We start from the raw sequence: 26230 nt of genomic DNA, 5'->3' as shown, positions 1-26230 counted from the left end.
GATCCTGCGATCTTGTATACAAGCGGCGCCTGTGAGTAGGCAGGGAGAACGGATGAGTTGGCCTGTAAGCCGGATTCTGTTCCGCACCACCGCGAATAATCGCGGCGGAGAGGCGGCGACCATCCATCTGGACACACCGTTGCCGGGTGCCTCGAGCGGCCTACCCGCAGACTCGGGCGAGCAGCCCTCAAACGCCTGCACGGCCGCACCAGGTGCGGCCTTCTTGGCCTTGCTTCGGGTGGGGTTTGCCTAGCCACTCCGGTCACCCGGAGTGCTGGTGCGCTCTTACCGCACCGTTTCACCCTTACCACCACGCGGGTGGCGGTCTGTTCTCTGTGGCACTTTCCCGCGAGTCACCTCGGATTGCCGTTAGCAATCACCCTGCTCTTCGAAGTCCGGACTTTCCTCGAATCGCCTAATGGCGATCCGCGGCCGCCCAGCCAACTCATCCGCGCAATAAACTTAGCTCATGCCCCAGGTGCCACCGGCCCGTTATCTCCTGCGGGCCAAGGATCTGGTCGACGCACGCTACGCGGACCCCATCACCGTCGACGACCTTGCCGCCGCGGCGGGGCTGTCGCGCGCGCATTTCAGCCGGATGTTCACCCGGACGTTCGGTGAGTCGCCACGGGCCTACCTGCAGACACGGCGTCTGGAGCGGGCGGCGTCGCTGCTGCGCCACACCGACCGGTCTGTCGCCGACATCTGCGTGATGGTCGGCCTGCAGAGCGTGGGGTCGTTCACCACCAGTTTCTCGCGGGTCTACGGCATGCCGCCCGCGGCCTACCGGGCGAGCATGCCGCCGGCCGCGATCTACGCACGGGTGCCGAGTTGCATCCTGGCTCGCGACACCCGTCCGCGCGCCGACAGTCGCGTTCCCAAGACAGCACACGGGGAGAAGACGACCGGCGGCACCCGACCGTAGCGTCGTCCCCATGATCAAAGTTGCAAGCGCCCACCTGTGGGTGCACGACCAGGACGTCGCTCTGAAATTCTGGACCGAGAACGTCGGAATGGAAGTGCGGCAAGATGTTTCGCTGCCCGACCTGGAAAACACGTTCCGGTGGTTGACGGTTGGCCCGCCCGGTCAGGACGACGTGTCGATCGTGTTGATGGCCGTACCCGGCGAACCTGTGATGGATGAGGCCACGCGCAAGCAGGTGCTGGACCTGACCGCCAAGGGCTTCGCGGGCACGGTCTTCCTCACCACGCAGAACTGCCAGGCGTCCTACGAGGACATGAAGTCGCGCGGCGTGGAATTCACCGAGGAACCACACGAAATGCCCTACGGCATCGATTGCGGATTCCGTGATCCGTCGGGAAACAGTGTGCGCCTGACCCAGCTGGCGGAAATTCCGGCCAATACTGGCTAGATGCGCACCACCACCGCGGCGCTCGGATCGGCCGCGTTCTTCGTGGCCGCTCCCGGCACACTCGTCGGACTGGGCCCGTGGCTGATCACCGGATGGGCGATCCCCGAGTCCAGTCCGCCGCTACGGGTGGTGCTGGGAGCGGTGTTCGTCATCGCGGGTCTCATCCCGCCCGTCCACGCGTTCATCCAGTTCGTCAAGGCCGGCGGAACGCCGATGCCCATCGCGCCCACCGAGCGGCTCGTCGTCACGGGTTTCAACCGTTTCGTGCGCAACCCGATGTACGCCGGACTGCTGACGGCGATCCTCGGCCAGGCATTGCTCTTCGACAGCCTGTGGCTGGTGGCCTACGCGCTCGTCGCATGGATCACCACGGCGTCGTTCGTGCGCTGGTACGAGGAACCCACGCTGGTCCGCACCTACGGTGAGCAGTACGAGGAGTACCGCCGCAATGTGCCCGCGTGGACTCCGCGCCTGACCCCCTGGCGCGGCGCCTAGATGCTGCCGGGCATACCTGACATCCCACCGGCCATCGGCGTGGGCGCCATCGGCGGTGGAGCGATCGGCGCCATGGGCGGTGGCGCAATGGGAGCCATCGGTGGCGGCGCGATCGGCGCCATCGGTGGCGGGGCGATGGGTGGAGGCGCGATCGGCGGAGGCGGCGCGATCGGCGGGGGTGGGGCGACCGGCGGAGGCGGCGGCAGAAGCGGAGCCGACGGCGGCGTTGGCGGTGCCGGGGGTCCCGTGCACGGCCCCCCGGCGTTGATCACGCACGGCGGCGGCTTGGCTCCCACACACGTCGGATCGTTCGGCGCGACGGTGCATTCCGGCCCGTCGGCGCTGGGCAGCGCGTATGGACCGCCCATGCACTGGGCGACGTAAGGCTCCGCGATACACCTGGGATCGTCCGGGCCGGTGGGCTCCGAACCCTGGGCGTTCGCAGGAACAGTCGCCGCCATCGCCGCCATCGCGGCAAAAGCGACGGCCGTCGCCATTCGGATCACTGCGGTACGCATCACCGAGCATCGTCGCACGATCGTTTGCCGTGGACATCCAGAATGCTGAATCGGTCATCGAAAAGCACAGCGGCACCTGTTATTTGACGTATTCGTCAGCACTGGCACGTTAGCTCTGGACACCGATCTCACATCCTGCCGACCCCGAACGTCTTCAAGGTATGAACACTCGACACTGCGTCATCGACAGCCAGCTCGGCGAGCTCACCGTCGTCGCCGACGGCAGCGCACTCACCGGCGTCTACTTCCGACATCACTGGCATCGGCCTGACCAGGCCACGTTCGGCCCCCGGGTCGACGCGCACTCCGACGCCCTGCTCAGCGAGGCGGGCATCCAACTGGCGGGCTACCTCGCCGGTGAGCGCGACGACTTCGACCTGCCTGTCAGTCCCCAGGGCGATCAGCGGCAGCATCGCCTCTGGACAATGCTCAGCGCGATCCCCTACGGCGGCACCGTCACCTACGGAGAACTCGCCACCGCGCTCGCCGACGGAACGACGCCACAAGAGGTCGGCCAAGCCGTCGGCCGCAATCCGCTGTGCATCGTCGTCCCCTGCCACCGTGTGGTCGGGAGCAGCGGTCAGCTCACCGGATACGCGGGTGGCCTGAAGCGCAAACAATTCCTGCTCGAGCTCGAAGAGTCCGCCGACGTGAAGGCGGCGAGGCTCTTCTGATGTCGACGAGCTGGCGCAAACGGGTGGACGCGGGCGACTGGGAAGCAATCACCGCTGAGCTCAACGACTTCGGAGGCGCGATGCTGCCCAGGCTGCTGACCGATGACGAGGCGGGCGAGATCCAGCGGCTCTACTCCGACGATCATATGTTCCGCTCCACCATCGACATGCGCAGATACCGGTTCGGCGAAGGTGAGTACCGATACTTTCACCAGCCCTATCCCGAGCCGATAGAAGCGCTCAAGCAGTCGCTGTACCCCCGGCTGCTGCCCATCGCGCGGGACTGGTGGAACAAGCTCGGGCGCGAATCCCCGTGGCCGGACACCCTCGACGAGTGGCTCGACATGTGTCACGCGGCGGGCCAGCGAAAGTCGACCGCAATTCTGCTCAAGTACGGCGAGGGCGACTGGAACGCACTTCATCGGGATCTGTACGGCGAGTTGGTATTCCCACTGCAGGTCGTCATCAACCTGAGCGAGCCGAACGTCGACCATACCGGCGGCGAATTCCTGCTCGTCGAACAACGGCCACGGGCCCAGTCGCGCGGTACGTCGACACAATTGCCAGGTGGACACGGATTCGTGTTCACCACCCGGGAGCGGCCGGTGCGTTCGGCACGTGGCTGGTCGGCGTCGCCGGTGCGCCACGGCGTCTCCGCGGTCCGCTCCGGCCGGCGGTTCACGCTCGGTCTGGTGTTCCACGATGCGACGTGAAACATGGCCCGCTACACATTGATCGGTCCAAAAGGCGCGCCGTACGTGTCGTCGCGCCCGGGCACGCTTGGTGGCCATCGCACGACACGGATCTACGGTCTGCTCGATTGTCGCTCGGCGCGACGGGCGATCGACAACGGCGGCTACGTCGGTCAGCGTGTCTTCTTCGCCGACGAACCGACCGCGCTTGCGGCCGGCTATCGGCCGTGTGCGCGGTGCATGCCTGACCGCTACCGCGACTGGAAGGCTAGCGCCGCCGTAACACGATGACGTTGTCATGCCAGGTGAAGGGCTCCCTGTCGGGCCAGGTCACCTCTCGCTCGACCACCTTCGTCTGTGCCGGCTCCCATTCCGCGTCCGGCAGACTCAGCGCCGCGACGACCTCCTCCGGACTCACGAAAAGGTGGTGGTGGTCGTCCAGCTTCGACACCCCCGGCGGAGGTTCGCTGTGGTCCACGATCAGCAGCGTGCCGCCCGGCTTCAGCGTCTCGGCTGCCCGGAGGAATACGCGGGTGCGGTCCAGCGGCAGCGTGGAGTGAAAGAAGTGGGCACTCACCAGGTCGAACTCGCCATCTGGGAAGGTCTCCGACAGGTCGTGCTGCTGGAAGTCGATCCGGCCCAGCACACCACGCGCCTCGGCTGCCGAACGCGCGCGCTGGAGAGCGGTATCCGAAATGTCCACTCCGACGACATTCCAGCCACGCTCCGCCAGCCACACCGAGTCGGCGCCCTCGCCGCAGCCGAGGTCGAGGGCCCGACCGATGGGCAGTCCGGGCACCACTTCGGCAAGGCGGGCATTGACTCGTCCGCTCCACACCCGGTCCCGTTCGCCGTAGTGCTGTTCCCAGTGCTCCTTGGCTTCAGGCGTTGACACGTTGTCTCCCTTCAGGAACTGCTAGACCACCATCGTCGCTCATCAGACTCTGCACGACCGCGGTGGCAGCCAGCGATCCACTCGCTATCGCCGCCGCCACCTGCGGCATCTGCGCACTCAGGTCACCCGCGGCGAACACCCCCGGCGCCGCCGTGCGGAAGAAACCATCCACCGCGACCGGGTTCTCGGCGATCGGTGTGGGCTCGGCAGGTTGGGCGCCCAACTGATCGGCCAGCGTCGACCGCTGATGAAGGGTAGTGGCGACCAATAAGCCCTTGCGCCCCAGCCGGTTTCCGTCGGCGAAAACGACAGCCGCCAATTCGCCGTTGTCGGAGGCGAGTTCGACAACGTCGCGCTCATCGACCGGGATACCCGCCGCAGCCAGCTGCGCGCGGTCGTCGTCGTCCAACCCGTCGGGGCCGTCCGTCAGCACGACGACGTCATCGCTCCAACCGCGCAGCAACAGCGCCGAATGCACAGCACGCTGACCGCGCATCAGGACGGCAAGCGGTTGGTCCCGGACCTCCCAGCCGTGACAGAACGGGCAGTTGAACACCGATCCGCCCCACAACGGGTCAAGCCCGGGAAGCTCGGGCGGGCGGTAGTCCATCCCGGTGGCCAAGAGCACTCGCCGGGTATGTTCGCGCCTGCCGTCGGAGAGCTCGAGGACAAACCCAGCATCCGACGGTTCGCCCGACACCACCTCGCCAGTGCGCACCTCCACGGTCGGATACACCGAAAGCTCGCGGCGGCCGATCTCATAGAGCTCGGCCGGGTCGCGGCCGTCGTGCCCGAGTAAACCGCCGATGCCGTGAGCAGGCAGATTGCTCTGCGCTCCGGCGTCGACCAACAGGGTGCGCCGCCGCGCCCGTCCGAGCACGAGTCCCGCACTCAGGCCGGCCGCACCGCCTCCGACGATGATGCAGTCCCACATGTTCTCCATGCCTCCACCTTGCAGGCGCATGTCGGAAGTGCCAAGCTTTCTTGCCATGCAGGCAAATGACGACGACAGCGTCGATCAGCGAGTGCGGCGGCGCCTTCGCGACCTGCGCATGCAGCGCGGCCTCACACTGGAAGACGTCGCGGGCCGATCCAGCATCGACGTGTCGACGCTGAGTCGTCTGGAGTCTGGTAAGCGGCGCCTGGCGCTCGATCATCTCCCCCGCCTGGCCGCCGCGCTCTCGGTGAGCACCGACGAGCTGCTCCGCGCGCCCGAGGCCGAAGATCCGCGGGTGCGGGGAAGTTCACACACCAGCCACGGGATCACGTATTGGCCGTTGACCCGGCAGGCGGCTGGTGGGTTGCACGCGTACAAGATCCGGATCAGTGCGCGACGCCGCACGCCGCCCGACGAATTACCGATCCATGAGGGCCAGGAGTGGATGTATGTGCTGTCGGGTCAGGTACGGCTGATCCTGGGAGACCGCGACTTCACCGTCAAACCCGGTGAAGCCGTTGAGTTCTCGACGTGGACACCGCACTGGTTCGGAGCCGTGGGCGGCCCGGCGGAGGCGATCACGATCTTCGGTGTGCACGGCGAACGGCTGCACCTCCACGGTTAGATCCAGGTCCGGGTGTCCACCTACGCCAGATAGGCCGTTTGGTTGACAAGCCGCACCGAAGCCGCACCGTCGGGATAGAACTCGGCAATCGACAGCGACGCCAGGTCCAGATGCATTCGGTACAGAATGCTCGGGCCCGCATCGAGTGCCATGCGCAGCAGCGTCTTGATGGGCGTCACGTGTGACACCAGCAGCACTGTCTCGCCGGGATGTTCGGAGATGATCCGCGCCCGCGCCCTGCCCACACGCTCGGCCGCGGCATCGAAGCTCTCCCCCTCTGGAGGCGCGACGCTGGTGTCGCGCAGCCAGCGTTTGTGCAATTGCGGATCGCGTTCAGCGGCCTCGCCGAACGTCAGCCCCTCCCAGCCACCGAAGTCGGTCTCGATCAGATCGGCGTCGACGGCGACGTCGAGACCGAGCGCCTTGGCCGCCGCCTCGGCGGTGTCATAGGCGCGTTGCAGCGGCGAGGTGATGACGGCCGCGATATCGCTTCTTTCCGCCACGAACCGTGCGGCCGCATCGGCCTGGCGGCGGCCGAGGTCGGTCAGCGCCGGGTTTCCGCGGCCCGAATACCTGCGCTCGACCGACAATTCGGTCTGGCCGTGCCGCAGCAACAGGAAGCGCGTGGGCACACCGCGCGCACCGGTCCAGCCCGCGGGGTTCGGGCGCTGTTCGGTCGTGGCTTCCGTTGTGGGCGTCTCCAGTTCGGCGGCCGCGTCCATCGCCTCGTTGGCCAGCCGGTCGGCGTGGCTGTTCTTGGCCCGTGGGACCCAGTTGTATGCGACGCGCTCGAACCGCGTCGACAACGCGGTGGCCTGTTGATGCAGAGGCGCCATGTCCGGATGCTTGACCTTCCAGCGCCCCGACATCTGCTCCACCACCAGCTTCGAGTCCATATTCACGTCGACCTCGGAGGCACCCAGGGTCGCGGCCTCCTCCAAACCGGCGATCAGCCCGCTGTATTCGGCGACGTTGTTGGTGGCACGGCCGATGGCCTGCTTGCGCTCGGCGAGAACGGTGTTGCGGTCGGCTGTCCACACCACCGCGCCGTAGCCTGCGGGGCCCGGGTTGCCGCGCGATCCCCCGTCGGCCTCGACGATGACCTTCATGCTCCGGTTCCTTTGATCCGCAACAGGATCGCGCCGCACTCGGGGCAACGAAGCACGTCATCGTCGGCGGCGGCCGAGATCCTCGCAAGTTCGCCGCGGTCGATCTCGATCTGGCAGGCGCCACATCGGCGGCCCTGCAACAGGCCCGCGCCCGCACCGCCGCGCGTGCGCTGACGCTCGTACAGTCCAACCAGATCCGCGTCCAGGCCGGCGACGAGTTCCTCGCGCCGCGAAAGGGATTGCTGGCGAAGGCGGTCGAGTTCTTCGCTCGCCACATCGCACGCCCGCTGCGCCTCACCCAGTTCGTTCTGCAACTCGTCGATCCTCGTGAGCTCGGCCGCCTGCTGGTTCTGCAGTTCCTCGCGGCGCTCCATCACCTCCAGCAGCGAGTCCTCCAGCGAGGACTGCCTGCGCTCCAAGGTCCCGAGTTCGTGCTGTAACTCCGTGAGCTGCTTGGCATCCGTGGCCCCCGAGTCCAGCAGTGCACGATCGCGATCCTCGCGCTGACGGACCCCGTCGATCTCGGATTCGAACTTCTTCACCTGCTCGTCGAGGTCCTCCAGTGCGATCTTCAAGGCGGCCAGGCGGTCGTTGGCCTCCAGGTGTGTCGCCTGAATGGCTTCGAGCTGCTTGCGCTCGGCGAGGTGGCCGGCCCGGTGCTCGATGCGGCCGGACTCAGCATCGAGTTCAGCCAATTCGAGTAACGAACGTTGTTGGACTACTTCAGCTTTCATGTCTCGTTCTCTCGACATTCCAGGGGTCAGTACGAACCGCTGACACCCGCACGGGTAATACGTCACCGAAGTGACCTCGCAGCACATCGGCTGCCTGTGTGCACCAAGGGTATTCGCTTGCCCAGTGTGCGACGTCGACGAGCGCCACCTCGGATGCACGGCGGTGCTCGTCGGCGGGATGGTGCCGTAGGTCCGCGGTGACGTAGGCCTGCACCCCGGCACCTGCGACGGCATCGAGCAGCGAATCACCCGCTCCGCCGCAGACCGCCACCCGGGTCACCATGGCCTCGGCATCGCCGGACGCGCGGATGCCCCACGACGTGGCGGGCAGCGCATCGTGCACCCGCGCGACGAAGGCCGACAACGTCTCCGGTCTGGCCAGTGAGCCGACGCGGCCCAGTCCGACGCCGCTTGGAAGGGGCGCGAGCGCGAAGACGTCGAAGGCGGGCTCTTCGTACGGGTGCGCCGCGCGCATCGAAGCCAGCACCTGAGCCCGCAGCCGGGACCCCGCGATCATCTCGACGCGTTCCTCCGGCACCGTCCCCACGGTCCCCACGGTGCCGATGGCCGGCGCCGCGCCGTCGTGTGGCAGGAACTGGCCGATGCCCGGAGCGCTCCAGCTGCAGTGCGAGTAGTCGCCGATGTTTCCGGCACCGGCGCCGAACATGGCTTCCCTCACCGCCTCGGCATTTTCGGCGGGGACGAAGACCACCCACTTGTCGAGTCCGGTTCCGGTGGGGATCGGCTCGAGGACCTCCTCGACGGTGAGGCCCAGCGTGTCGGCCAGGGCGTCCGACACTCCCGGGGACGCCGAGTCCGCGTTGGTGTGCGCGGTGAACAGCGCCCTTCCGGTGCGGATCATCCGGTGCAGCAGCGCGCCTTTGGCTGTGTCGGCGGCGACGGTGTCGACCCCACGCAAAAGCAGCGGATGATGCGCGAGCAGCAGTCCCCCGTCGGGCACCTCGGCGACGACGGCGGCGGTGGCGTCGACGGCGACCGTCACCGTCTCGACGGTCTCCGACGGGTCGCCACACACGAGGCCCACCGAGTCCCAGTCCTGCGCAAGATTCGGCGGATAGGCGGCCTCGAGGACGTCAATGATGTCCGACAGCCGTGCGCTCACTGCATCACCCCGGCCATCGCCTCGACCAGAATCGGCCACTCCGGCCGCACCGCGGCACGCAGGAACTGGCCGTTCAGCCCGACGAAGGTGTCGCACCGTCGCACGGCAATACCCTTGCCGTCGAGGTGTTTTCGCATCAGCTCGGCGTCCTCCACTTCGAAGAGGACATAGGGCGCACATCCGTCGACGACATCAACCCCGATGCTAGTCAGACCGTCGACCATCTCGGCCCGCAGCCTGCTCAGGCATTGTGCGCCGCGGTCGGCCTCGGCAACGGCCCGCGGTGCGCTGCAGGCGATGATCGCCTCGAGCTGCAGTGTGCCCAGCGGCCAGTGCGCACGTCGCGCCGTCATCCGGTTCAACAGTTCGGCGGGACCGAGCGCGTACCCCACACGCAGGCCCGCCAGCGCCCATGTCTTCGTGAGGCTGCGCAGCACCACCACATCGGGCAGCGCGTGGGCCGCCAGCGACTCCGCCTCGCCGGGCACGGCGTCCGCGAACGCCTCGTCGACGACGACAATGCGGCCGGGCCTGCGCAGCGCGGCGATCTGATCGCGGGTGTGCAGCACCGACGTCGGATTGGTCGGATTCCCGACGACGACGAGGTCGGCGTCGTCGGGGACGGTGGCGTCGCTCAGGTGGTACGGCGGGGGGAGCACGACGTGCTGGAACGGCACACCGGCCGCGGCCAGCGCGGCCTCGGGCTCGGTGAAGGACGGCGCAATCAGTGCGGCCGACCGCGGCCGCAACTCGGGCAGCAGTGCGAACCCCTCGGCGGCGCCTGCGAGCAGGGCGACCTCGTCGGTGCCGCGTGTGTGGCGTGCGGCGGCAGCGGCCAGTGCACGCTTCTCGTCGGCCTCGCCGGGATACCTGCCGAGGTCGGCCATCCGGGCGGTAAGCCGGTCGACCAGCCATGACGGTGGCTGGTCTGCGCGGACGTTGACGGCGAAGTCCAGCATGCCCGGGCCAGCGGCCTGGTCGCCGTGATAGCGCGCTCCCGGGCGGGATTGGCTTGCCACATCACGACAGTAGTGGGCCGTCGGGGACAATGAGATCGTGACGGCCTGCCCGCAGCTGGTGATCTTCGACCTCGACGGCACCCTGACCGACTCGGCAGAGGGCATCGTGGCCAGCTTCCGCCACGCGCTGGGTTCGGTCGGCGCCGTCGTCCCCGACGGCGACCTGACAACCCTGATCGTCGGCCCGCCGATGCATCACACGCTGCGGGATATGGGTCTCGGCGAGGTCTCCGACGCCGCGATCGCCGCGTACCGGGAGGACTATGTGTCGCGCGGCTGGGCGATGAATCGCCCCTTCGACGGGATCCCCGCGTTGCTCGACGACCTGCGTGCCGCAGGGGTTCGGCTGGCGGTGGCCACGTCGAAGGCAGAACCGACCGCCCAGCGGATCCTCGCCCACTTCGGGCTCGACGAGCATTTCGAGGTCATCGCAGGCGCCAGCCTCGACGGCTCGCGTGCGGCCAAGTCCGAGGTCGTCAAGCATGCGCTGGCCCAATTGGAGCCGCTGCCGGACCGGATCCTGATGGTCGGCGACCGGTCACACGACGTCGCGGGCGCCGCGGAGCACGGGATCGACACCGTGGTGGTCGGATGGGGCTACGGCCGTGCGGACTTCGACGGCCCCGACGCGATCGCCCCGCACGCCCATGTCGAGACCATGGCCGACCTACGGGAGGTGCTCTGTGTCTGATGTCGCCGCCGGGGCGGCTCCGGTGTCTGATGTCGCCGCCGGGGCGGCTCCGGTGTCTGACGCCGCAGGACCCCTGCACATCACCTTCATCTGCTCGGGCAACATCTGCCGCTCGCCGATGGCGGAGAAGATGTTCGCGCACCAGATCAGCGAGCGCGGCCTGGCCGACGCCGTGCGGGTGACGAGCGCGGGCACCGGCGGATGGCACGCGGGCGAACCCGCAGACCGGCGAGCCAGCCACGTGCTCCGCGCACACGGCTACCCCTCGTCGCACCGCGCGGCGCAGGTCGACGACGACCATCTGTCCGCCGACCTCGTGATCGCGCTGGGCCGCAACCACGTCCGGATGCTGAGCGAGATGGGGGTCGAGGCGGACCGGCTGCGGATGCTGCGGTCGTTCGACCCGCGGTCAGGCGCACATGCGCACGATGTCGAGGATCCCTACTACGGCGACCACGACGACTTCGAGGACGTGTACACGGTGATCGACGCGTCGCTGCCCGGATTGCACCAGTGGGTCGACGAGCAACTCGCCGACCGCGGAATCGCCAGCTGATGCGCCGCTTCGCGTTTTTGCTGCGACCGTCCTGGGTGGCCCTGTTCGTTGTGGTCCTCGCGTTCGCCTACCTGTGTTTCACCGTGCTGGCGCCATGGCAGCTCGGCAAGAACACCAAGACGTCGCGGGAGAACTCCCAGATCTCGCACTCTGTGACTGCGGACCCGGTACCGGTGACAACATTTCTGCCGCAACAGGATTCGTCTGCGTCCGATGAGCAGTGGCGCCGGGTCACCGCGACCGGAAGATACCTGCCCGACGCCCAGGTGTTAGCCCGGTTGAGGGTGATCGACGGTGAACCCGCCTTCGAGGTGCTGGTGCCCTTCGCGGTCGAGGGCGGTCCGACGGTGCTCGTCGACCGCGGATACGTGCGCCCTGAAGGAGGCTCACGAGTGCCCGCGATACCTGCGCCGCCGACAGGCTCGGTGACCGTGACCGCCCGGCTGCGGGACTCCGAGGCCGTCGTGCAGGGCAAGGAGCCGTTCCGTCAGGACGGCGTGCAGCAGGTGTACTCGATCAACGTCGAGCAGATCGCCGGTCTGACCGGAGTGCCGCTGGCGGGCTCGTACCTGCAGTTGGCCGAGGATCAGCCCGGCGGACTCGGCGTGATCGGGCTCCCCCAACTCGACGCCGGCCCGTTCCTGTCGTACGGCATCCAGTGGATCGCGTTCGGCATCATCGCGCCGATCGGTCTCGGCTACTTCATCCGTGCAGAGATTCTGCAGCGCAGGCGGGAAAAGGCCGCCAAGGACGCCGCGAACGCGAGGCCGGACGCGCCCGTCACGACGGAGGCGAAGCTCGCCGACCGCTATGGCAGGCGCCGCTGAGTACGACCGCCACGATGACGGTCGCCACCTGCACCGCACGCGACAATCGCACTGCGCGGACAAGGTCGGAGACCTGCGGCGGTGAGCCGTCGCCGAGCGTCGGCCGGATCTCGAGTTCGTGGGCGTACTGGGTGGGACCGCCCAACCGCACTCCCAGCGCGCCGGCGAACGCGGCCTCGACGACGCCGGCGTTGGGACTGGGATGACGTGCCGCGTCACGTCGCCACGCCCGCCACGCTCCAATAGGTGAGCCGCCGACGGCCGGTGCGCACGCGATGACGAGGAGCGCGGTGGCGCGAGCGGCGAAGAAGTTGGCGGCGTCGTCGAAACGTGCTGCAGCCCAGCCGAATCGGGCATAGCGCGGTGAGCGATGGCCGATCATCGCGTCCAGGGTGTTGGCGCCGCGGTACACCAGGATCGCGGGAATCCCGCCGACGGCACCCCACAGCATCGGCGCGACGTGCGCGTCGGAGGTGTTCTCCGCGACCGATTCCAGCGCCGCGCGGGCGAGGCCCTCGGCATCCAGGACAGACGGATCGCGTCCACACAGCGACGGAAGGAGAAGTCGGGCGTCATCGACGTCGCCCGCTCGCAGGTGGGCGGCCATCTGATCGCCGGTACGCGTGAGTGACGTCCCACCCAATGCCACAAACGTTGACGCCGCCATCCCGGCCGCAGTGGCGGCAGGAGCCGCGCGCCCCGCCGCGCGCTCGACGAGCAGGCCCGCCGCACCGAGTGCACCGAGCAGAGCGGCGGTGTGCACCACACCTGCGCTGCGGGTGTCGTCGTAGCTCAGCCGCTCGAATGCCGCTGCGCCGCGGCCGAACATCGCCACGGGATGCCGTCGGCGGGGATCACCGAACAGCAGGTCGGCCAGCCACCCCGTCGCCATCCCGGCGGTGCGGCCGCGACGACGTTGCGAAAACACCACGGCAGCGTCTCACAAGGTGGTGTAGTCGAACTCGGTTGGCCGACGTTGATGATGACTGCAGGCCACAAAAGAGAGGAGATCACGATGCCCTTTCCAGCGCTCAACCACGTCGCGGTGACCGTGCGCGACCTAGAGGTCAGCGGCCCTTGGTACAAAGCCCTGCTCGAGACCGAACCGGTCATTGACGAGCACACCGATGCCGGCTTCCACCACCTCGTGTGGGCGTTCGACAACGGGACCCTGTTCGGCATCCATCAGCACGATCAGCAGGCGCCCGACGAGCGATTCACCGAGCACCGGGTGGGGCTGGACCATGTCGGTTTCGGATGCGCTGACCGCGCCGAACTCGAGCGCTGGGTGGAGCGGCTCGACAAGCTCGGCGTCTCGCACGGCGGCATCGTCGACGAGAGTTACGGGTCCGGCCTGAGTTTCCGCGACCCCGACGGCGTCGCGCTGGAGTTCTTCGCGCCGCCTAGCTGATCGATTCGAGTAGTCGACTACTCACGCCGTCGATGCATCGCCATCCGACGATAGGGACATGCGAAGTGATCCGTTCCAGATGGTTCTCATCCACCACGCATTTCGCGCACAGTTCGGTGCACTCCCCGACCTGATCAGCTCCGTCGCCGCAGGCGACACCGCACGTTCCAAGCGCGTCGGATCGCATCTCGCCAACATGATCGAGGTGCTGCACCACCATCACGCCGCCGAGGACGAGATTCTCCTGCCGCGGCTGCTCCAGCGCCTGCCGGATCATGAAGTGGCAGTTCGGCAAGCGGCCACAGAACACGACCGCGTGTCAGAACTGATCAACCGTGTCCAAACATTGCGTGCGTCCTGGATCGGCTCTGCCGATCCCGCCTTGACCAGCCGGCTCGCCGCAGCCGCCGACGACATGTCGGTGGGACTGGGTGAGCATCTCGGCAATGAGGAAGCGACCGTGGTGCCGCTCGTCGGGCAATCGATCACCCCTGACGAGTGGCAGATGTTCATCGACCGCGGGGCGGGGTACGTGAAACCGTCGAATTTGCAGTTCGCCTTGGCGTTCGCGGGTTTCGTGCTCGCCGAATCGACACCCGAGGAGCAGCAGCGGTTCATCGCGTCCGTACCGATCGCGCCCAGAATGCTGCTGAAGCGCCTCGGGGGCCGTGCGCTCAGCTCGTACCGAGCGAAGGTGTACGCCGTCTAGCTGAGGTCCACGACAATCCCCGACGCCGGGTCGACCTTGCCGTCGAGCAGGTCGAGGTAGGCCCGCTGGATCGCGTCCTCGGCCGAGATCCGTTCGGCGCGAACCCAGCCCGCGGCCCACTGCGCGAACGGCGCCCACGACTCGGCGACCTTGCGGTCGAGTTCGGCGGTGCCCCAGTCGTTTCCGCGCTTGGTGATCCGGTCTGGCGCGAAGAAGAACACCGGGCTCGGTCCGGCGAGTTCTCCTGCCCCCGGGGCCATTTGGGTCCAGTGCGTTGCGCCGACGGTGGAGCTGTGGGCGAGGCGGTCGCCGTAGTGGGCATGGACGTCGGAGCGCACCCCGCCATCGCCTGAGATGTCGACATAGACCGCGCGGTCCCCCGGAAGATCGGAGACCGCATCGTAGAGCGCCACCGAGTCAAAAATGTCGAGCCCCTCGACGAACTCGCGATTACCCGCCGACGTCAGCCCGACGACATCGACACCACCTCGCTTCGCCAGCAGGTACGCGGCGATGATCGCCGTCTTGGACGACGCACTGGAGATGACGATCGTGTCGGCGCCGAAGAAGTTCTCGTCGGCCAGGAAGTCGTCGATCAGAAACGACGTGAAGAACAGCGGGAAGAACAGGATGTGCTCGGCCTCGCGGTCGGCCGAATAGACGGGATCGGTCTCGACGTCGCGGTAACCCTGATAGGCCGACGGCAGGTTGGCCCGGTGCACTGCGGCGTCGAAGAACCCCTTCTCGTCGATCCGGGAAGGGGCAACCACCAGGTGGCTTGCGCACGGCAGATAGCCGTAGACCCGCAGGCCTTGCGGCAGACCCGAATGCCGGCTCTCCTCGACGTGGGCGTATCCCCAGACGTTCAACGTGCCCCACTCCGGGTCCGAGGCCGGAAAGAAGTCCCAGTAGTTCATCGCGTCACCGAACACGGCGTAGGTGATGTTGTTGGCCGTCAGCCCGAACGACTCGACCTTCAGCAGCGCCTCGCCGTCGGCCAGCGACGGCGGATCGCCCGCCACGAATCGGGTGTCGTGCAGGTCCTTGCGGTTCAACTCAAAGTCCACGCCGCCCACCGTATGCGCTACCAGTTGCTTGGCGAGTAGTCCTTCAGGAAGCAGCCGTACAGATCCTCGCCGGCCTCGCCGCGCACGATCGGGTCGTAGACCCGGGCGGCGCCGTCGACCAGGTCGAGCGGGGCGTGGAACCCCTCGTCGGCGAGGCGCATCTTGGTCGGGTGTGGACGCTCGTCGGTGATCCACCCGGTGTCGACGGCGGTCATGAGAATGCCGTCCTGCTCCAACATCTCACCCGCACTGGTACGGGTGAGCATGTTCAGCGCCGCCTTCGCCATATTGGTGTGCGGGTGCCCCGGCCCCTTGTAGGCCCGACTGAACTGACCTTCCATCGCCGATACGTTGACGATGTACTTCCGTCGGGCGGCCGACGCGGCCATCGCCGGACGCAGCCTGCTGACCAGAATGAACGGCGCGGTCTGATTGCACAGCTGCACCTCCAGCAGCTCCATCGCATCGACCTCATCCACGCGTTGGGTCCAGCTGTTCACCGAGGCGGTGTCGGGCAGCAGGCCGCCCGCATCGATCGCGGTGCCCGCCGCAATCCGCTCCGGGGACGCGCTGCGTGCGAGTAGTGCCAGCTCGGTGACCGCGTGCGGCGCCTGGTGCTCGGCGAGACTTCCCGCGAGCGCCGCCGGGTGCGCATCACTAACGCGGTCGAACGCGATCACGTCGACGAGCTCCGGCGGCGGCGTGCGCTCACCCTCGACGAGCGCCGAGTAGGAGCCGGGCGCCCGGCGCACCGTCTGGGCGGCGTTGTTGATCAGGATGTCCAGCGGGCCCTGGGCGGCGACTGTGTCGGCGAGCGCGACGACCTGGGCCGGGTCGCGAAGGTCGATGCCGACGACGCGCAGCCGGTGCAGCCAGTCCGCACTGTCGGGCATCGCGGCGAAGCGGCGAACGGCGTCGTTGGGAAATCGCGTGGTGATCGTCGTGTGTGCACCGTCGCGGAGCAGCCGCAGCGCGATGTACATGCCGATCTTGGCCCGGCCGCCGGTGAGCAGCGCGCGCCGGCCGCTCAGGTCCGCACGGGCATCACGCTTGGACCGGTTGAGCGCAGCGCAGCTCGGACACAGCTGGTGGTAGAACGCGTCGACGACGGTGTGGTGCTGTTTGCACACGTAGCAGGCCCGGGAGCGCTGCAGCGTGCCCGCGGTCGCCCCTGCGGCAGTCGACACCAGCGGCAGGCCCTGCGTCTCGTCGTCGATGCGGCCGGGGGCGCCGGTGGCCGTGGCGGCGATGACCGCGCGGTCGGCGGTGGCGATCGCATCCCGCTTGGCGTGGCGGCGGGCCTGTTTGACCGCTTTGAAGAGGCCGGCCGTGGCACGTCGGACAGCGACCGCGTCGGGATGCTCAGGAGGCAGCGCTTCGACGTCGGACAGCACCTGAAGGCAGGTGCTGAGCTTCTCCGGATCGATCGCGGCCACGCAGGAAGAGTACTGGCGAACTGGCCTTTCTACACAAACGCGCGGTTGCCGTAACGGTCGAGCGAGACCAGTTCTCCGACAGGACGACGTGTGGTGGGGCCGTACTTGCCGATCGGCCATCCAAGAGGAATGACCGCAACCGGAGTGACGTTCCATGGCAGACCCAGGGCGCGTCGCGCCAGCAGCTTGCTCCACAGCGGGATGGTGGTCAGCGCCGCACCCAGACCGGCGGCACGTGCAGCGAGCAACAGATTCTGCACCGCGGGATAGATGGACCCGTAGGCACTGCTCACGGCGATCTGTGGCCATGGTGGGACGACACCTTTGATGCACGCCACGATGACGACGGGGGTCTCGTCGAAGTGTTCGGCCTGCCACCGGACGGCTTTCTCGTTGCGCAGCATCTTCTCGTCCATGCGGTCTCCGAGCATGCGCTTGTAGATCGCACCGCCGAATCTCTGGGCGGTGCGATTGAAGTGTGCGAGCTTCGCGACCACCTCGCGGTCCTTGACGACGATGAACTCCCAGTTCTGCGCATTCGAGCCCGTCGGCGCCTTCATGGCGAGTTCGAGGAGATGGAGCACCAGCGCGTCGTCGACCGGGTCACTCTTGATCCGACGGATTGCCCGCTGCGTTCGCATCGCGTCTTCGAGCGACATCGTCAGGGATTCGTGTTGCGTCATGGTCATGATCCCAGCACGGCCACCGCCTGGTTATCTACATCGGTCCCTGGTTGGTGAGCCGGTAGACGTCGACCGCTTCCGGCAGGCCTTTGAGACGTTGTGGCCCAAGACTTTCGAAGCCCAAGCCCGATCCGGCAGACAGATCGCGCACCGTACGACTGGCCAAGACTTCGCCGGTGCCCGCCAGCGCGCCGATGCGCGCGCCGGTATGAACAGCCATTCCGCTCCACTCGTCGCCGCGGCGCTCGCACTCGCCGGTGTGAAGGCCTGCCCGAATCAAGAGACCGCGCGCGGCGAGAGCCGGAACCAATTCCAACGCACAGCGGGCGGCCTTGGTCGGCCCGTCGAAGAGCGCGAAGATCCCATCTCCGGTGTGTTTCGCACGGCGTCCGCCGTGCTTCTCGATCAGCCAGTCGACGGTCTTGTCATGTGCGTTGAGCTGACGGCGCCAGTGCGCATCACCACGAGCGCTGAGCAGTTCGGTGGAACCGACGATGTCGGTGAACAACACCGTCTTGACGACTCGTTCGCCTGCGGCCACCGTCGTTGCGCCGCAGACGAAATCGAGGATTGCCGAGCCCACCACTTCGTCGATGAGGGAATGCGGTCCGTCGGGCAACGTCTTGAATTCGGCCCCGGGAATCGCGGCCGCCAAAGCCTTTGCGGCGTCGTACGCAGCGATCAGGTCGTTCGGCCTCGCCAGCACACGAGTCGGGGCACTGATGGAGCCGAGAATGCCGCGAACATCGATTTCCAGCAGCGCCTGCCACAGCCATGCGGCCATCGTCGGGCTCGCACTGACCCGTTGATACCGGCCGTAGAGCTCGCGAAATCCCGGTATGTCGGCGATCTCGCCGAAAAACAGTTCGGCGAGCGCGCCGTCGCCCCAGTGACTGTCGATGACTTCCAGATGCTGGGCCTTCTCCTCAGCGGTGAATCCCCAGGGATAGTCCGGCAGCTCCTGCGAGAACCGTGCCGAGACGCCGTACATCACCAGTGAATGCACGCGATCCGGGTGTGTCGCCGCGAACAGCAGACTCATCGGGCCGCCCTCGGACATCCCGAACAGTGCAGCTCGATCGGCCTTCGCGGCGTCGAGTACCGCATGAAGATCGTCCATGCGTTCGTCGAGAGGGGGGACATGGGTCGCCGGATCCGAAAGCCCGGTTCCGCGCTTGTCCCACACTATGAGCCGCGTGACCTCCGCCAGTTGGTCAGCGATGACGCCGATCGGACTCCCGGGTTCGTCAACGATGTCGACGTTGCTGAACCAGCCGGGGTTCCACACGAGCGTCGTTTCCCCGTCGCCGAATTCGCGGTATGCGAGGCGAACCGTGCCGTTGCGTGCGTAACGGACCCGCCGATCGCTCATCTCGACATCTTGGCATCGGACTGGTGGGGGCGGACGGTATCGAACCGCCGACCGCTGGTGTGTGACGGGACTGGTACGTGCGAACCCATGGCCCGGGGAGAGATGACACAACGGTGTCCTACGAAAGGTGCCACGCCTGACTGTCGCCAGTTGGACTGGTGGGCGCGGACGGTATCGAACCGCCGACCGCTGGTGTGTAAAACCAGAGCTCTACCACTGAGCTACGCGCCCTCGCAGGGCAAATTACACGCCGACGACGGGAGACACGAAATCCGTCAGCCCGATTTGAGCGCCGCCAACGCCTGGGTCCACACCGCCTGGTCCCGCGGCTCTCCCGGGCCCTTCATCTCGGCGAATCGGACGGCGCCGGTGCGGTCCACCACGAAAGTCCCGCGGTTGGCGAATCCGGCGTCGTCGTTGAACACCCCGTAGGCCTGCGCCACGCCGCCGTGCGGCCAGAAGTCCGAGAGCACCGGGAATCCGAAGCCGCTCTGCGTGGCCCAGACCTTGTGAGTCGGCGGCGGCCCCACCGAGATCGCCAGCGTCGCCGTGTCATCGTTCTCGAAGTCCGCAAGATGATCGCGAATCTCGTCCAGCTCGCCCTGGCAGATGCCGGTGAATGCCAGCGGGAAGAACACCAGAAGCACGTTCTTGACGCCCCGGAAGTCGCTCAGCGTGACCGGCTGGCCGTCCTGGTCCTTCAGGGTGAAGTCCGGCGCCTCGGTTCCAACCTCGATCATCGCCTGCCGGCCGCTTTCGATTTCGGCTGGACCAGCCGGCTGGCGATCCAGTCGCCCAGATTCGCCGACGAGGTCTGCATCAGGCCCGCGGTCGGCGCCGACTCGGCGATCTCGGCGGGCTGCACGTGTCCAGGCTTGCCGGTCTTGGGTGTGACCACCCAAATCACGCCGTCGTCAGCCAGGGGTGTGATGGCGTCCATCAGGCGGTCGACGAGATCGCCGTCGTCATCGCGCCACCACAACAGGACGACGTCGATCACCTCGTCGGCGTCTTCGTCGAGCAGCTCACCGCCGCACGCGTCCTCGATGTCGGCCCGGATGTCGTCGTCGGTGTCCTCGTCCCAGCCCAACTCCTGCACAACCTGATCTTTTTGGATGCCCAGTCTTTGGGCGAAGCTCGGGGCGTCGTCCGCCGCGACCACCGTCGGTCCTCCTTCAGCCAGCTCGGCGCGTTGTGCGCCAGGCCCTATCGTCGCACGACCTGGCTCTGTCGCCACTCACTGGCGGCCAGGTTCGTCGATCTAAGTCAATATGCCGCATCGCAGAGGTTCAGCGCGGTGGTCTTCGTGTCATTCAGTTTGGTGATCGCGGCGTTGAATTCGTCGGAGCCGTAATTGCCCGCGATGGCCACTGCCAGGCCCCTCGCGGCGTCGACCCAGGCGCGCATCGCGTCCTTCAACTCGGAGGTCAGCGGGTCGGACACACTGCCTGCGACCAGGTCGGCGCTGTGGTTGAGCGCGTCGATCGCCGGACCCGACCGTGCGTCGGCATCGGCAGCGCTCTCGTTGAAGGCGTCGACATAGGCGTTGACGGCGGTGATCGCATCGACGCTGCTGGTGCTCAACGACTCGCAGGAGGTGTGCACCGCCTCCTTGGTCAGCGACTCCTGCCGCTGCGACTCTCGCGCACTCGAACTGGCAGCCGACTCCTCGATCGAGGCCGACACCGACGCCCGGTAAACAGGGGCATCGGCGGTGTCGACCGACGGTTTGCCCTGGGTGACACTGCTACAACCCACGATGATCATCGCCGTTGCGGCCACACCGCCGACCACAGAAGCGGCGACCCGCAGGCGTCTCGGACACAGCCAACCGGTCACCACGGTCTGCAGACGTTACCGGTTCGATCCGTAATCGCGGGTTCATTCCAGTCCACACCCCCACCGGTGCAAGTGGTGCAGGATTGGAGAAGGATGGAGAGGTGCGGAAAACATCCGCCCCGATCACCTGAGCACGTATACCGCCTAACAAGGAGCGGAATTTGACCACCGAGTTCGCGCGCCAAGACCTGGCCCAAAACTCCAGCAGTGCAGCCGAACCCGACCGGGTCCGGGTGATCCGTGAAGGCGTCGCGTCGTATCTGCCCGACATTGACACCGAAGAGACCAGCGAGTGGCTGGAGTCGTTCGACGACCTGCTCGAGCGGTCGGGCCCCGCCCGCGCACGCTATCTGATGCTGCGGCTGTTGGAGCGTGCCGGCGAACAACGGGTCGCCATTCCTGCGCTGACCTCGACCGACTATGTGAACACCATCCCGACCGAACTCGAGCCGTGGTTCCCTGGCGACGAGGACGTCGAACGGCGCTACCGAGCCTGGATCCGCTGGAACGCCGCGATCATGGTGCACCGCGCGCAGCGCCCGGGAGTCGGTGTGGGAGGCCATATTTCGACCTACGCGTCCTCCGCGGCGCTCTACGAGGTCGGCTTCAATCACTTCTTCCGCGGCAAGGCACACCCCGGCGGGGGTGACCAGATCTTCATTCAAGGGCACGCGTCGCCCGGCATCTACGCACGCGCGTTCCTCGAGGGCCGGCTAACCGCCGATGAGCTCGACGGCTTCCGCCAGGAGCACAGCCATCCCGGCGGTGGGCTGCCGTCGTATCCGCACCCGCGCCTGATGCCGTCCTTCTGGGAATTCCCCACCGTGTCGATGGGCCTCGGCCCGATGAACGCGATCTATCAGGCCCGGTTCAACCACTACCTGACCGACCGCGGCATCAAGGACACCTCCGATCAGCATGTGTGGGCGTTCCTCGGCGACGGCGAGATGGACGAGCCAGAAAGTCGTGGACTACTCCAGGTCGCGACCAATGAGGGCCTGGACAACCTGACCTTTGTCATCAACTGCAACCTGCAGCGCCTCGACGGACCGGTGCGCGGCAACGGCAAGATCATTCAGGAGCTGGAGTCCTTCTTCCGCGGCGCCGGCTGGAATGTCATCAAGGTGGTGTGGGGCCGCGAATGGGACACCCTGCTGCACGCCGACCGCGACGGCGCGCTGGTGAACCTGATGAACACGACGCCCGACGGCGACTACCAGACCTACAAGGCCAACGACGGCGCCTACGTCCGCGACCACTTCTTCGGCCGCGACCCTCGCACCAAGCAGCTGGTCGACAAGATGTCGGACGCCGAGATCTGGAACCTCAAGCGCGGCGGTCATGACTACCGCAAGGTCTACGCCGCCTACCGCGCGGCCATCGACCACAAGGGCCAGCCGACCGTCATCCTGGCCAAGACCATCAAGGGCTACTCACTGGGCGCGCACTTCCAGGGCCGCAACGCCACGCACCAGATGAAAAAGCTTGCGCTGCAAGACCTCAAGTACTTCCGCGACTCGACCCGCATTCCGATCAGCGACGAGCAGCTCGAAGAGAATCCGTATCTCCCGCCGTACTACCACCCCGGCCCGGAGGCGCCCGAGATCCGCTACATGCTTGAGCGGCGGCGGGCGCTGGGCGGCTTCCTCCCCGAGCGGCGCACCCACACCAAGGTGTTGCCATTGCCGCCTCGCGATACGTACAAAGCGCTCAAGAAGGGTTCGGGCAACCAAGAGGTCGCCACCACGATGGCGACAGTGCGGACATTCAAGGAATTGCTGCGCGATAAGGAAATCGGGAAGCGGATCGTCCCCATCATTCCCGACGAGGCGCGCACGTTCGGTATGGACTCGTGGTTTCCGAGCCTGAAGATCTACAACCGCAACGGGCAGCTGTACACCGCTGTGGATGCCGAATTGATGTTGGCGTACAAGGAAAGTGAAATCGGCCAGATCCTGCACGAGGGCATTAACGAGGCCGGTTCGACCGCATCGTTCACCGCGGTCGGCACGTCGTATGCCACCCACAACGAGCCGATGATCCCGCTCTACATCTTCTATTCGATGTTCGGGTTCCAGCGCACCGGCGACGGACTCTGGGCCGCAGCCGATCAGATGGCCCGCGGCTTCGTACTCGGCGCCACCGCGGGACGCACCACCCTGGTCGGCGAGGGTCTGCAGCACGCCGACGGGCATTCGATGCTGCTCGCCGCCTCCAACCCGGCGGTGGTGGCCTACGACCCGGCGTTCGCGTTCGAGATCGCCTACATCGTCGAGAGCGGTCTGGCCAGGATGTACGGCGAGGACCCGGAGAACGTCTACTTCTACATCACCATCTACAACGAGCCCTACGCCCAGCCGCCCGAACCGGAGGACGTCGACGTCGACGCCTTGCTGAAGGGCATCTACCGGTACCGGCCCGCCCCGGAGAAGCGGACGCACGCCGCGCAGATCCTGGCGTCGGGCGTGGCGATGCCGGAGGCACTGCGGGCCGCACAGCTGCTGGCCGACGAGTGGGATGTCGCCGCCGATGTGTGGTCGGTGACCAGTTGGAACGAGCTGAACCGCGACGGAGTGCACATCGAGAAGCAGCGGCTGCGCCACCCCGACCGTCCCGCAGGCACAGCGTTCGTCACCACGGCGCTGCAGGACGCGATTGGGCCCGTCATCGCGGTATCCGACTGGATGCGGGCGGTGCCCGAGCAGATCCGGCCGTGGGTGCCCGGCACGTACGTCACCCTGGGCACCGACGGCTTCGGCTTCTCCGACACCCGGCCCGCGGCGCGGCGCTACTACAACACCGATGCCGAGTCCGTTGCGGTCGCCGTCCTGGAGGGATTGGCCCGCGACGGCAACATCGATCAGTCGGTCGCCGTCGAGGCGGCAAGCAAGTACCAGATCGACGACGTCATGGCCGCGCCTGAGCAGACGTCGGACCCGGGAGTGGCTTAGGCCCACGACATTCGACCCGGAGTGGCTTAGGCCACGACATTCGACCGGGAGTGGCTTAGGCCAAGCGTCGTTGGAGGTTTCCTCCAGAAGTGTGGCGTAGCCTTTATGAATGGCCGACAATCGGTTCGTCCCGCCGAAGTCCACGGTCGAGGTGCTGGAAACAGTGCCCGACGTCGTGTTGCGGCGGCTGAAGCAGTATTCCGGCCGGCTGGCGACCGAGGCGGTGCGCGCGATGGAGCAGCGGCTGCCGTTCTTCGCCGACCTCGAGGCCTCCCAGCGGGCCAGCGTGCAGTTGGTGGTGCAGGCCGCGGTGGTGAACTTCGTCGAGTGGATGCGTGATCCGCAGAGCAACGTCAGCTATACGGCCCAGGCGTTTGAGGTCGTCCCGCAGGATCTGCGGCGCAAGATCGCCCTGCGGCAGTCGGTCGAGATGGTTCGCGTGACCATGGAGTACTGCGAGGAAGTGGTGCCGCTGCTGGCCCGCTCCGACGAGCAGTTGACCGCGCTGACGGCCGGAATCCTGCGCTACAGCCGGGATCTCGCGTTCGCCGCCGCCGAGGCGTACGCCGACCAGGCCGAGGCGCGCGGCGCGTGGGACACCCGGATGGAGGCCAACGTCATCGACGCCATCGTGCGGGGGGACACAGGACCCGAGCTGCAGTCCCAGGCCGCGGCGTTGAACTGGGACACCACCGAACCGGCCACCGTGATCGTGGGGCTGCCGCGTCCGGACCGCAACGACCTTGCGGGCGAGGACGTCCGAGATGTCGTCAACCGTCACAGCCGTGCCGCGCTGTCCGACGTCCACGGCACCTGGCTGGTCGCGATCGTGTCGGGGGCGTTGTCCGCGACCGACCGCTTCCTCAAGGACCTGATGACGGCCTTCGCCGACGGGCCTGTCGTGATCGGTCCGACCGCTTCCACCTTGGCAGCGGCGCACCGCAGCGCTACGGAAGCGATCGCCGGCATGAACGCCGTCGCCGGCTGGACCGGTGCGCCGCGTCCGGTGGCGGCTCGCGAGTTGCTGCCGGAGCGGGCACTGCTCGGCGATACGACCGCGATCGCCGCGTTGGAGGTCGAGGTCATGAGGCCGCTGGGCGACGCGGATCCGGCGCTGACCGAGACGCTGGACGCATATCTGGATTCAGGCGGCGCGATCGAGGCGTGCGCCCGCAAATTGTTCGTTCATCCAAACACCGTTCGTTATCGCCTCAAACGGATCGCCGATTTCACGGGTCGCGATCCCACGGTCCCGCGCGATGCGTACGTCCTCCGCGTGGCCGCCAGCCTGGGCCGACTCAGTCGGCAAACGCACTTATCCAGCTCACGAAACGCAGCGCCGACCGGGTGACGGACGTCACTGACGCGCAACGGACGGTGTTCGCACGGGTGAATATGTCGCGGACCGGTATCGATGGAGTCGCATCACGTGCGGTTTTGTGGGATCTCCACAAAAACATAAGACGAGGTTCATAATCTCTTACACCGCGCAAATGAGCTTTCACAGTGTTCTCTTAAACAGTGCTCGCGTTGCTTGCGCCCGGACAGGGCTCTCAGACCCCCGGCATGCTCAGCCCTTGGCTAGAGCTGCCGGGTACTGCTGACCGTCTATCGACATGGTCGCAGATCAGTGGACTGGACCTGGCACGCCTGGGAACCACCGCCACCGCTGAAGAGATCACCGATACTGCGGTGACCCAGCCGTTGGTCGTGGCCGCCACCCTGCTGGCGCATGAGGAACTGACCCGCCGTGGCGTGCTGGACGGCAAGAACACCGTGGTGGCAGGCCACTCGGTCGGTGAGATCGCCGCATACGCGATCGCCGGCGTGATCTCCGCGGACGACGCGGTCAAGCTTGCCGCGACCCGCGGCGCCGAGATGGCGAAAGCGTGCGCCCTCGAGCCCACCGGCATGTCCGCGGTGCTGGGCGGCGACGAGGCCGAGGTGCTCGCGCGCCTCGAGGCGCTCGACCTGGTGCCCGCCAACCGAAACGCCGCTGGTCAGATCGTCGCGGCCGGATCGATTGCGGCGCTGGAGAAGCTTGCGGAGGATCCCCCGGCCAAGGCCCGGGTCCGGCAGCTGGCGACCGCGGGCGCCTTCCACACTCACTACATGGCGACCGCAGCTGAGGGGTACGCGGCCGCCGCCCAGACGGTCACACTTGCCGAGCCGACCGCCACGCTGCTGTCGAACTCCGACGGACAGGCCGTTTCCTCGGCGTCCGACGCGATGTCCAAGCTGGTGAACCAGATGACAAAGCCGGTGCGTTGGGATCTGTGTACCGAGACCATGCGTCATCAGAATGTGTCGGCGATCGTCGAGTTCCCGCCCGCCGGGACACTCGCCGGGATCGCCAAACGCGAACTTCGGGGGGTACCGACGCACGCCGTCAAATCCCCCGCTGACCTGGACGGGCTCGCCGAGCTCTGAAGGGGAATGACTCCCGGTCCGCCGGGAAGCAACAACCACATACCAACATCAGTTGGCAGTAACA

Annotated in this window: 30 protein-coding genes, 1 tRNA gene and 1 other RNA gene; 15 read left to right on the top strand and 17 right to left on the bottom strand. The window is 67.0% G+C overall.

What is annotated here, in order from left to right:
* Positions 1–49: 49 nt before the first annotated feature.
* An RNA gene (gene rnpB / locus AB4Z42_RS21950) (RNase P RNA component class A) lies at positions 50–448 on the bottom strand.
* A gap of 21 nt (positions 449–469) precedes the next feature.
* Here rnpB and AB4Z42_RS21945 point away from each other — a divergent pair.
* The 3 genes from AB4Z42_RS21945 to AB4Z42_RS21935 are packed head-to-tail and all read left to right on the top strand — an operon-like array spanning position 470 to position 1868.
* Positions 470–925 carry a helix-turn-helix transcriptional regulator gene (locus AB4Z42_RS21945; protein WP_442011336.1) on the top strand — a complete coding sequence of 152 codons (456 nt, stop codon included), beginning with the start codon at positions 470–472 and terminating at the stop codon, positions 923–925.
* A 10-nt stretch (positions 926–935) separates the two neighbouring features.
* Positions 936–1373, top strand: a complete 438-nt coding sequence (locus tag AB4Z42_RS21940) for a VOC family protein (RefSeq protein WP_442011335.1) — start codon at positions 936–938, stop codon at positions 1371–1373.
* The gene (locus tag AB4Z42_RS21935; RefSeq protein ID WP_442011334.1) at positions 1374–1868 is read left to right on the top strand and encodes a methyltransferase family protein; all 495 of its coding nucleotides are present in this window, start codon (positions 1374–1376) and stop codon (positions 1866–1868) included.
* Here the strand turns inward: AB4Z42_RS21935 and AB4Z42_RS21930 are convergent.
* Positions 1865–2386: a hypothetical protein gene (locus AB4Z42_RS21930; RefSeq protein WP_442011333.1), complete on the bottom strand. Its 522-nt coding sequence runs from the start codon at positions 2384–2386 to the stop codon at positions 1865–1867. The genes AB4Z42_RS21935 and AB4Z42_RS21930 overlap by 4 nt on opposite strands.
* 161 nt (positions 2387–2547) lie before the next feature.
* On the opposite strand from AB4Z42_RS21930, the gene AB4Z42_RS21925 reads away from it, so the two are divergent.
* Genes AB4Z42_RS21925 through AB4Z42_RS21915 form a run of 3 tightly spaced genes read left to right on the top strand, consistent with a single transcriptional unit; the run spans position 2548 to position 4043 of the window.
* Positions 2548–3060: a methylated-DNA--[protein]-cysteine S-methyltransferase gene (locus AB4Z42_RS21925; RefSeq protein ID WP_442011332.1), complete on the top strand. Its 513-nt coding sequence runs from the start codon at positions 2548–2550 to the stop codon at positions 3058–3060.
* Positions 3060–3773, top strand: coding sequence for a 2OG-Fe(II) oxygenase (locus AB4Z42_RS21920; protein WP_442011331.1), 714 nt, complete (start codon positions 3060–3062; stop codon positions 3771–3773). Before AB4Z42_RS21925 ends, AB4Z42_RS21920 begins: the two co-directional genes overlap by 1 nt.
* Positions 3774–3776: 3 nt before the next feature.
* Positions 3777–4043, top strand: coding sequence for an Ada metal-binding domain-containing protein (locus AB4Z42_RS21915; RefSeq protein WP_442011330.1), 267 nt, complete (start codon positions 3777–3779; stop codon positions 4041–4043).
* Here AB4Z42_RS21915 and AB4Z42_RS21910 read toward each other — a convergent pair.
* Entirely contained in the window at positions 4021–4647 is a 627-nt protein-coding gene (locus AB4Z42_RS21910) for a class I SAM-dependent methyltransferase (protein WP_442011329.1), read from the bottom strand. The genes AB4Z42_RS21915 and AB4Z42_RS21910 overlap by 23 nt on opposite strands.
* On the bottom strand, positions 4634–5590 hold the full coding sequence (locus AB4Z42_RS21905; RefSeq protein ID WP_442011328.1) for an NAD(P)/FAD-dependent oxidoreductase: 957 nt from the start codon (positions 5588–5590) through the stop codon (positions 4634–4636). Before AB4Z42_RS21905 ends, AB4Z42_RS21910 begins: the two co-directional genes overlap by 14 nt.
* A gap of 46 nt (positions 5591–5636) precedes the next feature.
* On the opposite strand from AB4Z42_RS21905, the gene AB4Z42_RS21900 reads away from it, so the two are divergent.
* Positions 5637–6209, top strand: coding sequence for a helix-turn-helix domain-containing protein (locus AB4Z42_RS21900; protein ID WP_442011327.1), 573 nt, complete (start codon positions 5637–5639; stop codon positions 6207–6209).
* 20 nt (positions 6210–6229) lie between these two features.
* Here the strand turns inward: AB4Z42_RS21900 and AB4Z42_RS21895 are convergent, their stop codons facing one another.
* Genes AB4Z42_RS21895 through cobC form a run of 4 tightly spaced genes read right to left on the bottom strand, consistent with a single transcriptional unit; the run spans position 6230 to position 10194 of the window.
* Positions 6230–7318: a bifunctional RNase H/acid phosphatase gene (locus tag AB4Z42_RS21895; protein ID WP_442011326.1), complete on the bottom strand. Its 1089-nt coding sequence runs from the start codon at positions 7316–7318 to the stop codon at positions 6230–6232.
* Complete coding sequence (locus AB4Z42_RS21890; RefSeq protein ID WP_442011325.1) at positions 7315–8052, bottom strand: zinc ribbon domain-containing protein; 738 nt, start codon at positions 8050–8052, stop codon at positions 7315–7317. The genes AB4Z42_RS21895 and AB4Z42_RS21890 overlap by 4 nt, the downstream gene beginning before the upstream one ends.
* The gene (locus tag AB4Z42_RS21885) at positions 8042–9175 is read right to left on the bottom strand and encodes a Nif3-like dinuclear metal center hexameric protein (RefSeq protein ID WP_442011324.1); all 1134 of its coding nucleotides are present in this window, start codon (positions 9173–9175) and stop codon (positions 8042–8044) included. The genes AB4Z42_RS21890 and AB4Z42_RS21885 overlap by 11 nt, the downstream gene beginning before the upstream one ends.
* Complete coding sequence (gene cobC / locus AB4Z42_RS21880) at positions 9172–10194, bottom strand: Rv2231c family pyridoxal phosphate-dependent protein CobC (protein WP_442011323.1); 1023 nt, start codon at positions 10192–10194, stop codon at positions 9172–9174. The genes AB4Z42_RS21885 and cobC overlap by 4 nt, the downstream gene beginning before the upstream one ends.
* Positions 10195–10231: 37 nt before the next feature.
* Here cobC and AB4Z42_RS21875 point away from each other — a divergent pair, with 37 nt between their 5' ends.
* Genes AB4Z42_RS21875 through AB4Z42_RS21865 form a run of 3 tightly spaced genes read left to right on the top strand, consistent with a single transcriptional unit; the run spans position 10232 to position 12268 of the window.
* Positions 10232–10885, top strand: a complete 654-nt coding sequence (locus tag AB4Z42_RS21875) for an HAD-IA family hydrolase (RefSeq protein ID WP_442011322.1) — start codon at positions 10232–10234, stop codon at positions 10883–10885.
* A 22-nt stretch (positions 10886–10907) separates the two neighbouring features.
* Positions 10908–11441 carry a low molecular weight protein-tyrosine-phosphatase gene (locus AB4Z42_RS21870; RefSeq protein WP_442011522.1) on the top strand — a complete coding sequence of 178 codons (534 nt, stop codon included), beginning with the start codon at positions 10908–10910 and terminating at the stop codon, positions 11439–11441.
* Complete coding sequence (locus AB4Z42_RS21865) at positions 11441–12268, top strand: SURF1 family cytochrome oxidase biogenesis protein (RefSeq protein WP_442011321.1); 828 nt, start codon at positions 11441–11443, stop codon at positions 12266–12268. The genes AB4Z42_RS21870 and AB4Z42_RS21865 overlap by 1 nt, the downstream gene beginning before the upstream one ends.
* Here the strand turns inward: AB4Z42_RS21865 and AB4Z42_RS21860 are convergent.
* On the bottom strand, positions 12222–13160 hold the full coding sequence (locus AB4Z42_RS21860) for a cobalamin biosynthesis protein (RefSeq protein ID WP_442011521.1): 939 nt from the start codon (positions 13158–13160) through the stop codon (positions 12222–12224). The two genes, AB4Z42_RS21865 and AB4Z42_RS21860, sit on opposite strands and share 47 nt — an antisense overlap.
* Positions 13161–13283: 123 nt before the next feature.
* Here AB4Z42_RS21860 and AB4Z42_RS21855 point away from each other — a divergent pair, with 123 nt between their 5' ends.
* Together AB4Z42_RS21855 and AB4Z42_RS21850 are read left to right on the top strand one after the other, a co-directional pair.
* Positions 13284–13679: a VOC family protein gene (locus tag AB4Z42_RS21855; RefSeq protein WP_442011320.1), complete on the top strand. Its 396-nt coding sequence runs from the start codon at positions 13284–13286 to the stop codon at positions 13677–13679.
* Positions 13680–13737: 58 nt separating this feature from the next.
* The gene (locus AB4Z42_RS21850; RefSeq protein ID WP_442011319.1) at positions 13738–14388 is read left to right on the top strand and encodes a hemerythrin domain-containing protein; all 651 of its coding nucleotides are present in this window, start codon (positions 13738–13740) and stop codon (positions 14386–14388) included.
* Here AB4Z42_RS21850 and AB4Z42_RS21845 read toward each other — a convergent pair.
* From AB4Z42_RS21845 to AB4Z42_RS21810, 8 genes are all read right to left on the bottom strand, one after another.
* Entirely contained in the window at positions 14385–15455 is a 1071-nt protein-coding gene (locus AB4Z42_RS21845) for a DUF2855 family protein (RefSeq protein ID WP_442011318.1), read from the bottom strand. The genes AB4Z42_RS21850 and AB4Z42_RS21845 overlap by 4 nt on opposite strands.
* A 17-nt stretch (positions 15456–15472) precedes the next feature.
* Positions 15473–16891 carry an SDR family NAD(P)-dependent oxidoreductase gene (locus AB4Z42_RS21840; RefSeq protein ID WP_442011317.1) on the bottom strand — a complete coding sequence of 473 codons (1419 nt, stop codon included), beginning with the start codon at positions 16889–16891 and terminating at the stop codon, positions 15473–15475.
* A 29-nt stretch (positions 16892–16920) separates the two neighbouring features.
* Complete coding sequence (locus AB4Z42_RS21835; RefSeq protein ID WP_442011520.1) at positions 16921–17574, bottom strand: nitroreductase family protein; 654 nt, start codon at positions 17572–17574, stop codon at positions 16921–16923.
* 34 nt (positions 17575–17608) lie between these two features.
* Positions 17609–18946, bottom strand: coding sequence for an alpha/beta fold hydrolase (locus AB4Z42_RS21830; protein ID WP_442011316.1), 1338 nt, complete (start codon positions 18944–18946; stop codon positions 17609–17611).
* Between the two features lie 156 nt (positions 18947–19102).
* Positions 19103–19177 (bottom strand) — tRNA-Val (locus tag AB4Z42_RS21825).
* A gap of 44 nt (positions 19178–19221) precedes the next feature.
* Entirely contained in the window at positions 19222–19686 is a 465-nt protein-coding gene (locus AB4Z42_RS21820) for a peroxiredoxin (RefSeq protein WP_442011315.1), read from the bottom strand.
* A complete protein-coding gene (locus AB4Z42_RS21815; protein ID WP_442011314.1) occupies positions 19683–20108 on the bottom strand; it encodes a DUF3052 domain-containing protein in 426 nt (141 codons plus the stop codon). Before AB4Z42_RS21815 ends, AB4Z42_RS21820 begins: the two co-directional genes overlap by 4 nt.
* 104 nt (positions 20109–20212) lie before the next feature.
* Positions 20213–20788 carry a hypothetical protein gene (locus AB4Z42_RS21810; protein WP_442011313.1) on the bottom strand — a complete coding sequence of 192 codons (576 nt, stop codon included), beginning with the start codon at positions 20786–20788 and terminating at the stop codon, positions 20213–20215.
* A 158-nt stretch (positions 20789–20946) separates the two neighbouring features.
* Here AB4Z42_RS21810 and aceE point away from each other — a divergent pair, with 158 nt between their 5' ends.
* From aceE to AB4Z42_RS21795, 3 genes are all read left to right on the top strand, one after another.
* Positions 20947–23736 (top strand): pyruvate dehydrogenase (acetyl-transferring), homodimeric type, encoded by a 2790-nt coding sequence (aceE, locus tag AB4Z42_RS21805; protein ID WP_442011312.1) that lies wholly within the window; start codon positions 20947–20949, stop codon positions 23734–23736.
* 109 nt (positions 23737–23845) lie between these two features.
* Positions 23846–25087 carry a PucR family transcriptional regulator gene (locus AB4Z42_RS21800; RefSeq protein ID WP_442011311.1) on the top strand — a complete coding sequence of 414 codons (1242 nt, stop codon included), beginning with the start codon at positions 23846–23848 and terminating at the stop codon, positions 25085–25087.
* Positions 25088–25257: 170 nt separating this feature from the next.
* Positions 25258–26166: an ACP S-malonyltransferase gene (locus tag AB4Z42_RS21795; RefSeq protein WP_442011310.1), complete on the top strand. Its 909-nt coding sequence runs from the start codon at positions 25258–25260 to the stop codon at positions 26164–26166.
* Positions 26167–26230 lie beyond the last annotated feature (64 nt).

The sequence above is a fragment of the Mycobacterium sp. 2YAF39 genome, from assembly GCF_052114565.1.
In the GTDB taxonomy this organism is placed as follows: domain Bacteria; phylum Actinomycetota; class Actinomycetes; order Mycobacteriales; family Mycobacteriaceae; genus Mycobacterium.
This window is presented reverse-complemented; position numbering and strand designations above follow the sequence as displayed.